The following is a 16,857-nucleotide window of genomic DNA, read 5'->3' as shown; positions in this document are numbered from 1 at the left end:
GGCTTACATCAAGCACAACCGCGGATTCACCATCTAAACGAGCATAACTTTCTGGATCGCGAAAGGCTCGGCGCACCGTCGCAACATCCGCAAAAGTGATCACTTGTTTGCCATCGACCTTAATGGGCAGTTCAAGCACGTCTTTTAGCGAATCAAATACCGAAGGAACTTTGACTGAGAACCGCCCATAACCTGTATCGACAAAGCCAGCCGCCACCACTCGGTTATTCAGTGCAATTAAATTGTAGATATCTGCCTGATCTAAGCCGTAGCTTTCCATCAATAAAGGGTCAACGATAATCTCAACGATATCTTCACGGTCACCTGCAATATTGACTTCCAACACTTGGCGGTAGCTTTCTAACTTATCTTGTAAACGGCGAGCAATTTGCACAATAGTACGCTCTGGCACCGTACCATACAGAACTAACGATAGAACTGGCTCTTCCGAGGCTAGCGTTACCTCATTAACAGTCGGCTCATCGCTGTCTTCTGGTAATTTAGGTTTAGCGAGATCAACCGCTTCACGAACATCCGCCATCGCTTTATTGAGATCCATGCCAACCGAAAATTCCAGTATGACTGAAGCATGCCCTTCCGATGCTGTTGATGTCATCTCTTTCACACCTTCAATCGAACGCAATTGCTGCTCAATCGGGCGTACTAACAGACGTTCAGAATCGACCGGTGAAATGCCTTGGTGGCCAACCGATACATAGATAATAGGGATGGTAATGTCTGGGCTGGATTCTTTTGGGATGGTGATATAGGTGATCACACCCGCGATTAAAATAAACACCAGTAGCACCAACATGGTTCGCGTACGCGACAAAGCCGCATCAATTAAGCTAAACATACGACCTCCTACTGTTCTGCTTTTATAACCGTGGCTTGCGCCGACTGCTCAACCGCCATTACTTGGTCGCCATCGCGTACAAAGCCTTGTCCCGTAGTGATGATTTTCACTTGCTCACCCAATCCTGTCAGCCAGACACCATCTTGTTCAGCTTTGACAAGTTGAATAGGGACAAACTTTACTTTGTCTTGCTCTACTAAGGTTTTAATTCCAAGATTACCCACTTTATCTAAGGCCAACATCGCGGGCGTCACCTTAACGGCTAATTGATCTTTTAAGTTTAATTCCACCTCGGTACTAACCCCTGCAGGGATCAATTGCTGCGGGTTATTGACTTCAATCTCAATTGGGAAAGTATTGGTCGCCACCGACGACATTCGAGCGATATAACGCACTTTACCTTGCGTTTCTTGACCATTAATAAAGCGTACGCTCGCCATTTGATTGAGCTTTAAATCTTGGATGTGGCGTTCACTCACGTCCGCTTCGATAACAATTTTTTCTAAATCAATCAATGAGGCAACAGGGTCGCCGACACCGACAAAGTCCCCTTGCTCAATATAAAGATGATCAATCACGCCAGAAAACGGCGCAATTACCGTGGTATTGCGCAAGGCTAACTTGGCGTTGCTGACCATGGCTCTAGCCTCGATTTGCGCAGCTTGCGCATTGGCAAAGGCGACTTCACCTTGCAGCCCTTTTTTCTTTAATGATTGAGCAGCATTGAACTCTTTGACGCGCACATTGAGCATCGCTTGAGCGCGCTGCAGTTGAATCTCAAGATCACCTTTATCAATTTGAGCAATGACTTGATTGCGCTTAACCTCGTCACCTTTTTCAACCTGCAAAGAAATGATTTTCCCCGCGATCTCGGCGCCCAGCTTTGCTTGTCGATCAGGCGCAGTACGACCATAAAGGTCGATACTTTTATGTACTTGTTGCGCAGTGAAAGTTTGATAGGCCACTTTTGCCAATGGTACTACCGTCTCTTGATTTACTTCAGCTGGCGTGAATTGTTCATCAGACGCGCCCATCGCAAGCCAAGTGGCAAGTAAAGCAACTAAAACCAATGAAACGATATAAGATCTTACTGACAAGAAACGAAAAATAGACGATTTAGCCATAACTATCCTTAGTAATACATAAGCCGACTTCCACTGTGCTTATGAGGTTACAGATTATTCAATATGATACTGAGGAGCGACAACATGACTGTTGCAAGATTGTTAGGATAACAAGGCTGACAGGGATAACAAGCTTAGAAATTAATCAACTGACTATGTATGACTTCGGTTGAAATTTGGTCGATAGCGAATGTATCGGGTTACATCAGGGCAATTGCATCGAGCAAAAAAAAAGCTGCCCTTGGGCAGCTTTCTCAATCACAGTTCGCTTAGACGCTAAACGACGCACCACAGCCACATGTGGTCGTAGCATTTGGGTTATTAACGAAAAAGCGCGAGCCCTCTAGGCCTTCTGTGTAATCGACCATACCACCAATCAGGTATTGTAGACTCATTGGATCAACCACCAATGTTACACCGCAGTTTTCAATCGTCGTATCGCCTTCGTTGACACTTTCATCAAACGTAAAGCCATACTGGAAACCACTACAACCGCCACCTGTAATGTAAACACGTAGCTTCAAATTTGGATTTTCTTCTTCAGCAATCAGAGCGTGCACACGCTTAGCCGCAGTATCTGAAAACGTTAGGGGAATGTTGGCTTCGCTCACAACGACCTCTCTCACTTATGATCTGCCATTGTAAATGGCCTAATTGTTAGGCGCGTTTTACAGCAGTTATCTTCTAATAGTTTGGGGATTATCTAATACCTGAGTGCAGCGTTCAAGTATTCACCAATAATCGTTGAATATTTATCTTAAACTGCGTGCTGTTTTTAAGCCAATTTGCGTTGAATTGACCTCAAATTAGTCACAATGTGTGGGAAAACATTTCGTGCGCTGATTTTGGCAGGTACAATGCCCACCTAATTGGTCCGAGCAATCAAAAGAGGATATTTCTATGACCAAATCAGCAGACTTATATCAAAAAGCGCAAAAGACCATTCCTGGCGGTGTGAACTCACCGGTACGTGCATTTAACGGTGTGGGTGGCGCTCCGATTTTTGTTGAACGCGCTGATGGCCCTCTTATTTTTGATGCGGACGGCAAAGCCTATATCGACTACGTGGGATCTTGGGGTCCAATGATCCTTGGTCATAACCACGCGCTGATCCGTCAAGCGGTTATCGATGCAGCCCAACGCGGCTTGAGCTTCGGTGCGCCTACTGAACTTGAAATCAACATGGCAGAGTTGGTGACGGAACTGGTACCGTCAATGGAGCAAATCCGTATGGTGAGCTCTGGTACCGAAGCCACCATGAGTGCGATTCGTCTTGCTCGCGGCTTTACCGGCCGTGACAAAATCATGAAGTTTGAAGGCTGCTACCACGGCCATGCAGATAGCCTTCTAGTAAAAGCGGGCTCTGGCGCTCTAACTCTTGGTCAACCAAGCTCACCAGGTGTACCGGCTGATTTCGCTAAGTACACACTAACAGCGACCTTTAATGACCTTGATTCAGTGCGTGAGTTGTTTGCCGCTAACAAAGGTGAAATTGCTTGTATCATCGTTGAACCTGTTGCGGGCAACATGAACTGTATCCCACCGGTTGCTGGCTTCCACGAAGGTCTGCGCGAAATCTGTGACCAAGAAGGCGCACTACTGATTTTTGATGAAGTGATGACGGGTTTCCGCGTTGCTCTAGGCGGCGCACAAGCACACTACAACATCAAACCGGATCTAACGACGCTTGGTAAAGTGATCGGTGGTGGCATGCCTGTAGGCGCATTTGGTGGCCGTAAAGATGTGATGCAATACATCGCACCAACTGGCCCAGTTTACCAAGCAGGCACATTATCAGGTAACCCAGTCGCAATGGCGGCGGGCTACGCTTGTTTGAACGCGCTACGTGTTGAAGGTAACGAGGCTCGCCTTGCATCTGCAACCAAGCAACTAGCGGAAGGCTTCAAGCGTCTAGCGGATAGCCACGGTATTCCATTAGTGGTAAACCAAGTTGGCGGCATGTTCGGTTTCTTCTTTACCGATCAAGAAAGCGTGACCTGTTTTGCCGATGTGAACAAGTGTGACGTAGAGCGCTTCAAGCGCTTCTTCCACCTAATGCTTGAGCACGGTGTTTACCTAGCACCTTCTGCATTTGAAGCCAGCTTCACATCTCTTGCACACGGCAGCAAAGAAATTGAAGCGACACTTGAAGCCGCAGATCGCAGCTTTGCAATCATAGCTCAAGGTGAGTAATCACTAACGACTGGCTATAACAAGTCCTCAATAACAAAAAAGCGCGCTCAATGATTAGCGCGCTTTTTTTATTTAATTTTTCAATCTGCCATCGGTACTGCAAACTATTGCCAATTAACCGCAACCAATATAACGAGTAAGGCGCAAACAAGACCAAACCATGGAATAGAACGTTGGCGCTTCTCTGTCTGACAGCCCTTTTCTTTACCACAACAACCCATCATCACCTCATTTATTGCTAAGCGACTATTTTCACGTCATTATAATTGTATTGCACTTTACTTTGGGACCGCTTGTGTCAAAAAAATAAATATCACCTCAGATCACTGGGTGTTGATCGCCGCATTATTAGCGGCAGCCTTTGCCTGTTTTTTACTGCTTGAGCCTTATATCAACTCCATTGTCATGGCATTCATCATCTCGCTATTGATGTTTCCAATCCATGGCTGGATTGAGGGCAAGCTACCTAACCACAAAAATTTGGTCTCTCTACTCTCTTGCATTGTATTGACGTTTATCATTGTGATCCCACTGCTGTTTGTTTTTGCCGCTATCGTGCAGCAAGGCACGGTGTTTTCCCAAAACGTCTATTACTGGGTGAGTAATGGTGGAATTCAAGAAATATTCGCCCATCCTTTAGTCGTTAAAGGGCTGAAACTGGTCAATACTTACCTGCCATTTGATGCGATTCAACCACAAGAAATTGCTCAAAAAGTGGCAGAATTTGCCACCACATTCGGCAGTAATATTGTGGGTATCAGTGCCAAAATCCTCGGTGACGCAACCAACTTCCTGATGTCCTTCTTCTTGATGTTGTTCGTGCTGTTTTTCTTACTCCGCGATCACGACAAAATCATTTCCGCCATTCGTCATATTTTGCCATTGTCACGTAGCCAAGAGGACAAACTGCTCGACGAAGTCGAAAAAGTAGCGAAATCAGCGGTGATGGGCTCCTTTTTAACCGCTATCGCACAAGGCCTAGCGGGTGGCTTTGGTATGTGGATAGCCGGTTTTCCTGGCTTGTTCTGGGGCACGATCATGGGCTTCGCATCGTTTATACCGGTGGTCGGAACCGCGTTGATTTGGGTGCCAGCGGTGGCTTACCTATTCCTAACTGGTGATACCACATGGGCAATCTTCTTGTTGGTATGGAGCGTCGCGATCGTAGGATCAATCGACAACTTGTTACGCCCACTCTTGATGCAAGGCAGCGCTGGAATGAATACCTTGATGATTTTCTTCTCATTACTAGGGGGATTACATCTATTTGGTCTAATTGGCTTGATCTATGGTCCTATCATCTTTGCCGTTACCATGGTGCTGTTTAACATCTACGAAGAGGAATTTTCGGACTTCCTCGACTCGCAAGACAATAAATAGATGGCCAGAATTGCCACCGTTATTTAAAGCGGGATAGTTTCAAGTGAGGGAGGATTATGAGAGAATCCTCCCTCTTTTTTTTCTGTCGAGCACACCATGTCTGCTTATATTGCCCCAAGCCAAATCGCTGAGCGCCAACTTGCCTACTTTGCAGGTAAACACGTATTGGTGGCTGGCGAAGCTGAAGATCTATTCCCGATTGAATTAGCCAAACACTGTGAATCGGTCACCGTATTCACGACAAACTACGGCTACTATCGTCAGCTAAAATCTCAATCTAGCATCACAGCAGTATTTGGTGCAGAGTTTGATCAGCAGACCAATGCCGATATGGTGCTTCTGTACTGGCCAAAAGCCAAAGCTGAGGCCGAGTATCTACTGGCAATGCTGATGGCAAAGCTTGGTGTTGACACTGAAATTGCGGTGGTTGGTGAAAATCGCTCTGGCATTAAGAGCGTAGAGAAAATGTTCCAGCCTTACGGCGTGGTAAAGAAATACGACTCAGCTCGTCGCTGCTCATTCTACTGGGGACAAGCGACTCAACAAGCTGCTCCTTTTGTTATGGATGCTTGGTTTAAGAGTTATAACGTTGATTACCAAGGCACTGCGCTGACCATCAAAAGCTTACCGGGTGTCTTTAGCCACGGTGAATTTGATATTGGCAGTAAACTGCTGCTCGACACATTACCTTCGCTGCATGGCAAAGTACTCGATTTTGGTTGTGGCGCCGGCGTTATTGGCAGCGTAATGGCGATCCTAAATCCAGCAATTGAGCTTGAAATGTGTGATATCAGCGCCCTTGCAGTAGAGTCATCCAAAGCGACTCTAGCGGCAAATGGTCTACAGGGAAAAGTATTTGCTTCTGACGTTTATTCCGATAGCGGTGACGATTATCAATTCATCATTAGCAACCCGCCTTTCCACTCAGGTCTAGATACCAGCTACAGTGCAACTGAAACATTGCTTGCACAAGCACCGCAACAACTCTCTCCAGCGGGCACCTTACTGATTGTCGCGAATAGCTTCTTGAAATATCCTCCAATTATTGAGCAAGCATTTGGAAATTGCGAGACGCTAAATAAGACCAATAAATTCACAATCTACGCTGCAAAAAAATAACCTTCAGCCCAGAATCACTCAAATTCTGGGCTTTTTTACGTCAAATTAAAGAAAATTGCGCCTGTTACCACGCTTTCCATGTTACTTACTTGTCAAAGTAAAAAAACTCGTTAATTTTGTCATTTCAGGAAATTCAACGTTTTTAACAACCGAGGCTATCTTGCTCGGTCCTCATGGAAAGTCGTCTCCTTATCATGTTCAAGTTGTATAAAAAACAAAGATTTAAGCGCCTGCAAAACACTCTAATGTTGGCATTTTTGGCGCTCAGTATCACACCACTCACAGTGATTGCGCTATTTTTCCTTAATTCGCACAGTCAAGATCTGCAAGAGCAGAGCACCTCACACCTACTGTCGGTGAGAGATAGCAAGCAACAACAGATTGTCGACTATCTCGAAGCACGTGAATCTGAAGTGATGGGCTTTGTGCGCTCAGAATTAGCTTACGCCAGCGGTGGCCGCTTTTACGGCTTGGTTAATGCATTCCAAAGCCTCGGACTTGATATCAACCAAGCTCGCGATTACGCGCAGCAACGTTATATCCAAGGCTCTGGTAATCAGATCAAAACGTCAATTTTGCCGCAATCAGATATCTACAACGGTACGGAACGTTATCGACTGTTACACACTCGCTATCACCGCGCTTACCTTGAACTATTAAAGCGTTCTGATTTTGACGATGTTTTGTTGGTTGATATCAACGGTAATGTCACTTACTCGATCTATAAACATGATAACTACGGCACCAACTTACTATCTGGTAAGTACAAAGATGACAACTTAGGCTTGGCGTTTCAGAAACTGCAGCAAGATGTCGCTTCTGTACGTAAAACCAATGAAGACTACACCCCTGTTATCTTTTCTGATTTTGAATCACACCATGGCAAACCTTACGCTTGGATAGGTGCACCAATCATCCAACAAGGCTACCTACATAGCTACGCCATGTTCCGACTGCCTAACAATAGTTTGACCAAGCTGATCGCAGATAATAATAATGTTTGGTCGATCAAAACCTTGCTGGTTGGGAAAGATAATAAACCTCGTACCCTGGCTTATAGCCAAGAAGAGGTTGATAACAGCCTGACTCTGATCGATCGTGCCTTTAATAACCCAGCAGCCGTGGGCACCTTTACCAACGCACTTGGTGAAGAGATCATTTCCGCTTACAGCCATATCCAAACCAAAGGTATCGATTGGGCTTTAGTTGTGGAAGTGCCAGAAAAAGAAGCGTTTGCTCGTATTCAACAGCTGGAAAGGCTGTTTGTCTTTGCGATGCTCTTTGCCATTATCGTGGTGGTCATCGCTTCGCACTACCTCTCCAACTTCATCACTCTACCGTTATTGAAACTGACTTGGTCTGCGGAAAAAGCCTCTGCGGGTGATCTCAATGCAGAAATTAATACCCAGCGTAAAGATGAAATTGGCCGACTGGCCGTCGCATTCGATCGTATGCAACGCTCAATTCGAGATAAAATTCAGCTTATTCGTGAGCAAAATGAAGAACTAGAAGATAACCTCAATCTCATTCAGAAAAAGAACGATGAATTACAGTTAGCTAACAAGCTTAAAGATGAGTTTCTGGCCACTACATCCCACGAATTGCGCACACCTTTACATGGCATGATCGGTATCGCAGAAGCGTTGATTTCTGGAGCAAGCGGTCCAATCACTGCGGATCATAAATATCAGCTTGATATCATCATCAGCAGTGGTCAGCGCTTAACAACCTTGGTCGATGATCTGTTGGATTACCATAAAATGCGCTATGGCAACCTCGACATCGAAACCTGTGGCGTTGATCTCTCCAGCGCGACTCGCTTGGTGCTTGAGCTATCATCACATTTATTAGGCAACAAACAAATTAGGATTATTAACCAGGTCGCGGCAGAGCCTATTTGGGTCGCAGCCGATCCACAACGCTTAGAGCAGGTGCTGTATAACCTCGTGGGCAATGCGATCAAATATACCCGTGAAGGTAAGATTGTTATTTCTGCCAATGTGGTCGACGATAAGATTCGTGTTCAAGTGGTGGATACTGGCCAAGGTATTCCTGCCGACCAAATCGAACATATCTTCGAGCCTCTAATCCAAGCAAGTGATGATGCTAGCCGTTATCGCCAAGGCGCAGGACTAGGTTTGTCCATTAGCCGTCAACTGGTTGAGTTAATGGATGGCTCACTGTATGTCAGCAGCCAACCAATGGTAGGCACCACCTTTAGCTTTACCCTACCCATCGCAACCGATGAACAAATTGCCCAAGCCAGTCACAATGACAGCATTCACTTTAAAGTGCCGGACAGTTACGAGCTTGAAGACACAACCGCCAGCAGCTTACCTGAGAATCCTGATGGGCAATTGCTGCTCGTGGTGGATGATGAACCGGTTAACTTACGAGTTTTAGATAGCTTCTTAAGAATCGCAGGCTATCGTGTGCGAACAGCTAAAGATGGCTTTGAAGCCTTGCAGCAAATCGAGCAAGAAACGCCGGAATTGGTTCTGCTCGACGTGATGATGCCGGGATTAAGTGGTTATCAAGTGTGTGAAACCATTCGTGAGACCTACAACCAATCACAATTACCCGTCATCATGCTGACGGCATTGAACCAACCCGATGACCGTATCCGAGGCTTTAACTCGGGTGCCAATGACTATCTATCCAAGCCATTTAACAAACAAGAGCTCGCAGCTCGCATACTGGTACATCTATCGGCCAGCCAAGCGGAGCAACGCAAGGCTGAAAACCATCGTCTGCAGCTAGAGTTAAAACAACGCGCCGCCGTTGAAGCGAGCTTATTGGAAACACAAGGCCGCTTATTGGAGCAGCTCGAGTCAGCTCCAGAAGCGATTATCTGTATTCGTGATGACGGTCGTATCCGTTTTGCTAACGAAGCTGCGGCCCGATTGTTTAAGCGTAATACCGAACAGTTAAAACGTTCCAATGCGGATGAAATCTTAGGCCCTAAGTTCCTTGATGTTGAACAAGAACACTATTGCGGCAAGGTGGATATTTACGTTGAAGATACTCGCCAACATCTCGATGCCGACATTCTGCGCTTGCCGCTCGAGTCCGGCCTTAAATCGATGTACATCTTTGATAATGGTGGTGGCGCTAATGCGGTACGAATTCATAACTTAGAAACCGCCATTGAAGCGCTTTCTAGCTATGCATTCGATGGAGATAAAGGAAAACTGCAAGAGTTGAAAGAGTTAGGCGGTGAATTTACTCGCTTAGCTGATCGCGTCACCGGTGAGCACAAGTCAAAGCAAGAAGTAATGCGTGAAGTATTAGTTGATGCAATGACCGCAGCCATCAGCTATTGGGAGAATGGCTCAGGACAAACCAAGTTTGCTTTTGCTGAACAAAGTGGTTTATGGCGCGTTTATCTGGACCGCAGTACACTCCAAACTCGGACCTTAGATAAGTACTTGCGGATTGAAACTCTGCCAAAAACGCCACGCTGGCGTACTGTACTGAGTTCGCTTGAGTACATTCTCGATAACTGCCATGAGATGAACTCCGAACGTGTGATTATCGAAGACCTGCGTGACAAGCTACAACATTTACTCACCACGTAGTTAGATAATGTTTATCAAGCCCGTCAAATTGACGGGCTTTTTTTTAACCTGCGATAATCATTATCATTAGCGTTTTTACACACCGAAAAACAACTTCATTTTAAGCGTCAATTTATTTGAAACTGAGCCCAAAAATAGCGGTCAAAAACGCTAAAATCAGCTTATTGGTAAAAAAATCAACGTAATTGCGAACCCAATCACAACAATTCGTTAGTTTAAAATTAGCGTAGTGAATTAACCTAACAACACCCTAGTGATGGGGATCTCACCTATCAACCAAAACCAACAAGGCCAATAAAACAAAAGGCAGAGACGAAAGTAAACACTAACATTCATTCGTCACTCAGCGGCAATATGCGACACAGTTCAAAGCTGCTTTTTTAAGCATTTACCACCAAAATTGCAATTTATTGACGTTATTGACGTGGGCCCACTTAGTTTTAACGTTTTTAACGGGAATGACAATTGCTAAACCTACGGATTCAGTGTTTTCTAGATGTGCCTAGGGCCTACAGGCCACTCATATTTCACGACAACCTCTGACGTCGAGAAATAGTTTCTGAGGTAGGCCTTGGCGAGTGTTCATCAATTGATAACATTCATCCATATAGTGAAATGAAAGCAAATAGTAAGGAACAGCTATGCTTGCCAACATTAAAAAAACTGCAATAGCAACAGCGATTATCGCAACTGCAACTACTGGTTTCGCATCAGTAGCAACTGCTGCAGAGAAAAGTGAACTAACGATCCACCCTAAAGAATACACAACTTTTGTACGTAACTTTAACCCGTACCTAGGTGCAACTAACCTACACACAACTCGTGATTTCCTATACGAGCCGCTAGTTGTATTTAACGAAATGCACGGTAACACTCCTGTATTCCGTCTAGCTGAAGGTTTTACCGTTGCTGACGACCTACTAAGTGTTGTTTTTGATATTCGTAAAGGTGTTAAATGGTCTGATGGCGAAACATTCAACGCTGACGACGTTATCTACTCTTTTGAACTAGTTAAAGCAAAACCTGAACTAGACCAAGCTGGTACTAACGCTTGGGTTACTAGCGTAGAAAAGCTGAACGATTACCAAGTTAAGTTCAACATTGCGGAAGCGAACTCAAACGCGCCATACGAAATCGTTAAACTGCCTATCGTTCCTGAGCACATCTGGAGCAAAGTGAAAGATCCATCGACGTTCACAAACGAAAACCCAGTAGGTACTGGTCCGTTTACTGAAATCGATACTTTTACTCCTCAACTTTACACGCAATGTCGTAACCCTAACTACTGGGATGCAGACAACCTAGAAGTTGACTGTCTACGTGTTCCGCAAATTGCGAACAACGACCAGTTCCTAGGTAAAGTTGTAAACAGCGAAATGGACTGGACTTCATCGTTCGTTCCAGATATCGACCGCACTTACGCAGCAGCAAGTCCTAACCACCAATACTGGTACCCGCCATCAGGTACACAGTCATTCGTAGTTAACTTCAAGCACCCAGATGCAGCTAAGAACGAAGCGTTGACTAACGTTGACTTCCGTCGCGCATTCTCTATGGCTATTGACCGTCAAACTATTATCGACATCGCATTCTACGGCGGCGGTACAGTGAATGACTTCGCATCAGGCCTAGGTTACGCGTTTAAGACTTGGTCAGACGAAGAAACTCACGCTAAATACAAAGGTTTCAACACGTACGATGTTGAAGGCGCGAAAGCACTTCTAGCGAAAGCTGGCTTTAAAGATGTGAACAAAGACGGTTTCGTTGACACTCCATCTGGTAAGTCATTTGAGCTACTAATCCAATCTCCAAACGGTTGGACTGACTTCAACAACACTGTTCAACTTGCTGTTGAGCAACTAGCTGAAGCTGGCATCAAAGCAAAAGCGCGTACACCTGACTTCTCTGTGTACAACCAAGCGATGCTTGAAGCAACGTACGACGTAGCTTACACCAACTACTTCCACGGTGCAGATCCACACCTATACTGGAACAGTGCTTACAACTCAGCACTTCAGTCTGGTGACGGTATGCCACGCTTTGCTTTGCACTACTACAAGAACGACAAGCTAGATGGTCTTCTAAACAGCTTCTACAAAACAGCTGATAAGAAAGAGCAGCTAGACATCGCTCACGGTATCCAGCAAATCATCGCTTCTGACCAAGTAACGATTCCTGTAATGTCTGGTGCATACATGTACCAATACAATACAACTCGCTTCACTGGTTGGTGGAACGAAGAAAATCCTAAGGGTCGTCCAAACATTTGGGACGGTATCCCTGAGCGTCTACTACACGTACTGGACCTAAAACCAGTTAAGTAATTAGACATTCAATATAGCGGCGCACATTCCGTGCGCCGCACATCCCCCCCTCCTGTTAGCATTTATGGTATGGCGCTTTGCGTCAGGGGATTTTTCGCGCTCAAATTAGTAGTTTTTGCTGGGAGCGACCTGACACCAGGAACAGGGAAAATCTGGGTGATTAAGGTGTAAGTTATGGGTTATTTTTTAAGACGTTTGTCATTTTATTTTGTCGCTCTTTTAGTCGCGGCAACTTTGAACTTTATTATTCCACGAGCAATGCCTGGTGACCCAGTTACCATGATGTTTGCCAACGCTTCGGTTCAGGTAACGCCTGAACGTATCGCTGCAATGAAAGAGCTTTTAGGTTTCGTCGATGGCGGCCTGTTGGTTCAATATGTTGCTTACATGAAAAACATTTTAAGCTGGGAGCTGGGTACTTCGATTCAATTTTACCCTCTATCAGTAAACACTTTACTTGGCGGTGCATTCGGCTGGTCTCTATTCCTAGCGGGTACAGCGGTAGTACTTTCATTCTCTCTTGGCTCAATCTTAGGTATCTACGCAGCTTGGAAACGTGGTAGCAAATACGACGCATTCATCACTCCAGGTATGCTAGTAATCCAAGCGGTACCACAAGTGGTTATCGCCATGATTGCACTCTTTACCTTTGCGATCGGTCTTAAATGGTTCCCTACGGGTTACGCTTATACCGCAGGTACTTCTCCTGACTGGACAAGCTGGACATTCATTAAAGATGTGCTTTACCACGCAGTGTTACCACTTTTGTGTGCAACCATCGTTCAGATTGGTGGCTTCCTAGTAAACATGCGTAACAACATGATCAACTTACTAGCGGAAGACTACATTACGATGGCAAAAGGCAAAGGCCTAAGCGAAAGACGTATTGTATTCAACTACGCGGCTCGTAACGCGATGCTACCAAGTGTGACTGCACTTTCAATGGCTCTTGGTATGGCTATCGGTGGTCAGTTGATTATCGAAATCATCTTCAACTACCCAGGTCTAGGTTCAGTTCTATTTAACGCGATTAAAGCGCGTGATTACCAAGTACTTCAAGGTCAGCTACTTATCATGACGTTGTTCATGCTGTTCTTTAACCTACTTGCAGACATGCTATACGTAGTTCTCGATCCTCGCCTACGTAAGGGAGGTAAATAATCATGAAAGGCATTTTTAAACTTATCACCGGTAACCCGATGGCTCTGGTTGGTAGCATTATTCTAAGTGCGTTTATCTTAATGGCAGTTTTTGCGCCACTGTTGGCAAAACATGCTCCAGACAAACGTACCGGTAATCCACATGAATACCCATCGGCAGTTGTTAAAGCAGCACAAGCTAACCCTGAAGGTTGGGTAGCAACCAACTTGGCTGATGACCGCCGCACTTTGATCATGTCAAAGAAAGCAGAGCACGTAATGGGTACCTCTCGTATGGGCCGTGACGTTTGGTCTCAGTTCGTACACGGTTCACGCGTATCGCTATCTGTTGGCTTTGGCGCAGGTATCACAGTGTGTTTCCTTGCAACCGTTATCGGCATCTCAGCTGGCTACTTCGGTGGTCGTATTGATGACTTCTTAACAGCAGCAATGAACATCATGTTGGTTATTCCTCAATATCCACTGCTGTTCGTTTTGGCAGCCTTTATCGGTGAGGCAGGGCCACTAACCATTGCGTTAATTATCGGCTTTACCGCCTGGGCCTGGGGTGCTCGTGTTATACGCTCCCAAACTCTTGCCCTGCGTGAAAAAGAGTTCGTTAAAGCGGCAGAAGTATTGGGTGAGTCTTCATGGCGCATTATCTTTGTTGAGATACTGCCAAACCTAATCCCAATCGTAGGCGCAAGCTTCATTGGTTCTGTAATGTACGCAATCATGATGGAAGCGACCATCTCGTTCCTAGGTCTTGGTGACCCGAACACAGTTAGCTGGGGCATCATGCTGTACAACGTACAGACATCATCTTCAATGCTAATCGGCGCTTGGTGGGAACTACTGGCTCCATGTCTGGCTCTGATTCTTTTGATGACAGGTCTTGCACTGCTTAACTTCGCTGTGGATGAAATTGCTAACCCGCAACTTCGCTCACACAAAGGTATGAAGCGTTGGAAGAAGCTTGCTGAACAAGATAAAAGCGAGCGTGAACCTGAGCTACCACCACAAAATGCACTTTGGAGCGGAGATAAATAATCATGACAGCACCACTAATTTCCGTCCGCAATCTTTGCGTTGACTACATCACAGCCGCGGGCGATGTCCGCGCCTGTAACAACGTCAGTTTCGACCTTGCGCCTGGTGAAGTATTTGGCCTAGCTGGTGAATCTGGATGTGGTAAATCAACCGTTGCATTCTCGCTAATGCGTCTACATAAGCCGCCAGCATTTATCACCGGTGGTGAGGTTATTTTCAATGGCGAAAATATCCTTAACTACAGCGACGAGCGCATGCAAGCGTTCCGCTGGAGTGAGATGTCGATGGTTTTCCAAAGTGCGATGAACGCACTAAACCCTGTACTGACGATGGAAGAGCAGTTCTGTGACGTAATTATGCGTCACACCAACATGACTCGTGAACAAGCGAAAAAACGTGCAGAAGGTTTGTTGGAAATCGTTGATATCCACCCGAACCGTTTAACGGATTACCCTCACCAGTTCTCTGGTGGTATGCGTCAGCGTTTGGTTATTGCCATTGCTCTAGCATTGAATCCGAAGATGATCATCATGGATGAACCAACCACGGCACTAGACGTAGTGGTTCAACGTGAAATTCTACAAAAGATTTATGCACTGAAAGAAGAGTTCGGTTTCTCGATTCTGTTTATTACTCATGACCTTTCGTTAATGGTCGAGTTCTCAGACCGTATCGGCATCATGTACTCAGGTGAATTGATCGAAGTTGCTCCATCGAAGGAAATTTTAACTAGCCCTTACCACCCGTACACCAAAGGGCTGGGAAGTTCATTCCCTCCATTGACTGGGCCTAAAACTAAGCTAACCGGTATTCCTGGCAACCCATTGAACTTGCTAGAAATCCCTCAAGGCTGTCGTTTCCAGGCACGTTGTGACCGAGTGCATGACAAATGTACTCAAGTTGCGACTCAGTTGAGAGAGATTGAACCAAACCATTTTTCAAACTGCCACCTTTACGGTGAGCCAATTGCCCAGACCAAAATCTAGCAATTAATAAAGAAAAACTAAAAATTTCTGGAGTCAATTATGAGCAAAGCGTATGGCGATTTACTGGTAGAGGGTAAAAATCTTATTAAGGATTTCCCGATCAGTAGTAACGCCCTTAAACAACCAATGATGCGTGCGATCAACGACGTATCATTCAAAATGTACAAAAGTCGCGGCTTAGCGGTGGTTGGTGAATCCGGTTCAGGTAAATCAACAACGGCGAAAATGATCGCAAAAATGTACGCACCAACAGCGGGTACCATCGAATACAAAGGTCGCGATATTTTGGACATTACGTCTAAATCAGACCTGATGCACTACCGTGAAGGCGTACAAATGGTTTGGCAAGACCCGTTTGGTTCTCTAAACCCAACACACAACATCTTCCACCATATTGCGCGCCCACTGTTGATCCACAAAAAGGTCAACCCTGGCAACAAAAAGGAATTGGAAGAGCGCGTATACAACCTGCTTGAGCAAGTTGGCTTGATTCCACCAAAAGAAACGGCGGAAAAATACCCGCACCAACTTTCTGGAGGTCAACGTCAACGTGTCAACTTGGCACGTAACATCGCAGTAGGCGCTGAAGTGGTACTAGCCGATGAACCGACCTCGATGCTGGATGTTTCCATCCGTGCCGGTGTACTTAACCTGATGGAAGAGATGAAGTTTGAGAAAGAAATGTCTCTACTTTATATCACCCATGACATCGCAACAGCGCGTTACATCGCTGAAGATATTGCGGTTATGTACGTTGGTCACATGGTTGAATGGGGTGACACTGAAGAGATCATCCATGATCCTCAACACCCATATACTCAGCTGTTGGTCTCTGCGGTGCCAGATCCAAGCAAATCAATTCATACTGAGTTGAAAGGCAACAAGGGCGAGATTCCGCTTTGGACGCCAAATTCAGTTGGCTGTCCTTTTGCTGGCCGCTGTACTCATGTAACTGAGAAATGTCGTGAACGCCTACCAAGCGTGACTCAACTTTCTGAGAACCACTTTGTGCGTTGTTACTTATACGAAAACTAAGCACTAAAGAGCCAAGAGACCTGTTCTCTTGGCTCTCATAATTTCACTGAAGTCATTAAAGAATTTTTTTTTG

12 protein-coding genes are annotated in these 16,857 nt (G+C 45.5%); 9 read left to right on the top strand and 3 right to left on the bottom strand.

Annotated features, from left to right (window positions below):
• The 3 genes from RH85_RS16730 to erpA all read right to left on the bottom strand — a co-directional run.
• On the bottom strand, positions 1-856 hold an 856-nt coding region (locus tag RH85_RS16730; RefSeq protein ID WP_006713887.1), incomplete at its 3' end, for an efflux RND transporter permease subunit.
• An 8-nt stretch (positions 857-864) separates the two neighbouring features.
• Positions 865-1,980 (bottom strand): efflux RND transporter periplasmic adaptor subunit, encoded by a 1,116-nt coding sequence (locus RH85_RS16725; protein ID WP_006713886.1) that lies wholly within the window; start codon positions 1,978-1,980, stop codon positions 865-867.
• A gap of 269 nt (positions 1,981-2,249) precedes the next feature.
• Entirely contained in the window at positions 2,250-2,591 is a 342-nt protein-coding gene (gene erpA, locus RH85_RS16720; protein ID WP_005593244.1) for an iron-sulfur cluster insertion protein ErpA, read from the bottom strand.
• 289 nt (positions 2,592-2,880) lie between these two features.
• Here erpA and hemL point away from each other — a divergent pair, with 289 nt between their 5' ends.
• From hemL to RH85_RS16675, 9 genes are all read left to right on the top strand, one after another.
• Positions 2,881-4,173: a glutamate-1-semialdehyde 2,1-aminomutase gene (hemL, locus tag RH85_RS16715; RefSeq protein WP_006713885.1), complete on the top strand. Its 1,293-nt coding sequence runs from the start codon at positions 2,881-2,883 to the stop codon at positions 4,171-4,173.
• 270 nt (positions 4,174-4,443) lie between these two features.
• Positions 4,444-5,553 carry an AI-2E family transporter gene (locus tag RH85_RS16710; RefSeq protein ID WP_050799207.1) on the top strand — a complete coding sequence of 370 codons (1,110 nt, stop codon included), beginning with the start codon at positions 4,444-4,446 and terminating at the stop codon, positions 5,551-5,553.
• Positions 5,554-5,649: 96 nt separating this feature from the next.
• Positions 5,650-6,672, top strand: coding sequence for a 16S rRNA (guanine(1207)-N(2))-methyltransferase RsmC (rsmC, locus tag RH85_RS16705; RefSeq protein ID WP_006713882.1), 1,023 nt, complete (start codon positions 5,650-5,652; stop codon positions 6,670-6,672).
• Positions 6,673-6,866: 194 nt separating this feature from the next.
• Positions 6,867-10,250, top strand: coding sequence for a hybrid sensor histidine kinase/response regulator (locus tag RH85_RS16700; RefSeq protein ID WP_006713881.1), 3,384 nt, complete (start codon positions 6,867-6,869; stop codon positions 10,248-10,250).
• A gap of 641 nt (positions 10,251-10,891) precedes the next feature.
• A complete protein-coding gene (locus tag RH85_RS16695) occupies positions 10,892-12,574 on the top strand; it encodes an ABC transporter substrate-binding protein (protein WP_006713880.1) in 1,683 nt (560 codons plus the stop codon).
• Between the two features lie 174 nt (positions 12,575-12,748).
• Positions 12,749-13,735 (top strand): ABC transporter permease, encoded by a 987-nt coding sequence (locus tag RH85_RS16690; protein ID WP_006713879.1) that lies wholly within the window; start codon positions 12,749-12,751, stop codon positions 13,733-13,735.
• Between the two features lie 2 nt (positions 13,736-13,737).
• Positions 13,738-14,763 (top strand): ABC transporter permease, encoded by a 1,026-nt coding sequence (locus RH85_RS16685; protein WP_006713878.1) that lies wholly within the window; start codon positions 13,738-13,740, stop codon positions 14,761-14,763.
• A gap of 2 nt (positions 14,764-14,765) precedes the next feature.
• Positions 14,766-15,749 carry an ABC transporter ATP-binding protein gene (locus tag RH85_RS16680; protein WP_006713877.1) on the top strand — a complete coding sequence of 328 codons (984 nt, stop codon included), beginning with the start codon at positions 14,766-14,768 and terminating at the stop codon, positions 15,747-15,749.
• 39 nt (positions 15,750-15,788) lie between these two features.
• Positions 15,789-16,784 carry an ABC transporter ATP-binding protein gene (locus RH85_RS16675; RefSeq protein ID WP_006713876.1) on the top strand — a complete coding sequence of 332 codons (996 nt, stop codon included), beginning with the start codon at positions 15,789-15,791 and terminating at the stop codon, positions 16,782-16,784.
• The last annotated feature ends 73 nt before the right edge of the window (positions 16,785-16,857 follow it).

It is taken from the genome of Vibrio ichthyoenteri ATCC 700023 (assembly GCF_000222605.1).
Taxonomy (GTDB): domain Bacteria; phylum Pseudomonadota; class Gammaproteobacteria; order Enterobacterales; family Vibrionaceae; genus Vibrio; species Vibrio ichthyoenteri.
The sequence above is the reverse complement of the archived record's forward strand: the minus strand, read 5'-3'. Positions and strand labels throughout refer to the sequence as shown.

Coding starts and splice junctions, on each gene's coding strand:
- RH85_RS16725 (WP_006713886.1), bottom strand. CDS start 1,980: ATGGCTAAATCGTCTATTTTTCGTTTCTTGTCAGTAAGATCTTATATC.
- RH85_RS16685 (WP_006713878.1), top strand. CDS start 13,738: ATGAAAGGCATTTTTAAACTTATCACCGGTAACCCGATGGCTCTGGTT.
- RH85_RS16680 (WP_006713877.1), top strand. CDS start 14,766: ATGACAGCACCACTAATTTCCGTCCGCAATCTTTGCGTTGACTACATC.
- hemL (WP_006713885.1), top strand. CDS start 2,881: ATGACCAAATCAGCAGACTTATATCAAAAAGCGCAAAAGACCATTCCT.
- RH85_RS16700 (WP_006713881.1), top strand. CDS start 6,867: ATGTTCAAGTTGTATAAAAAACAAAGATTTAAGCGCCTGCAAAACACT.
- RH85_RS16675 (WP_006713876.1), top strand. CDS start 15,789: ATGAGCAAAGCGTATGGCGATTTACTGGTAGAGGGTAAAAATCTTATT.
- rsmC (WP_006713882.1), top strand. CDS start 5,650: ATGTCTGCTTATATTGCCCCAAGCCAAATCGCTGAGCGCCAACTTGCC.
- RH85_RS16690 (WP_006713879.1), top strand. CDS start 12,749: ATGGGTTATTTTTTAAGACGTTTGTCATTTTATTTTGTCGCTCTTTTA.
- RH85_RS16695 (WP_006713880.1), top strand. CDS start 10,892: ATGCTTGCCAACATTAAAAAAACTGCAATAGCAACAGCGATTATCGCA.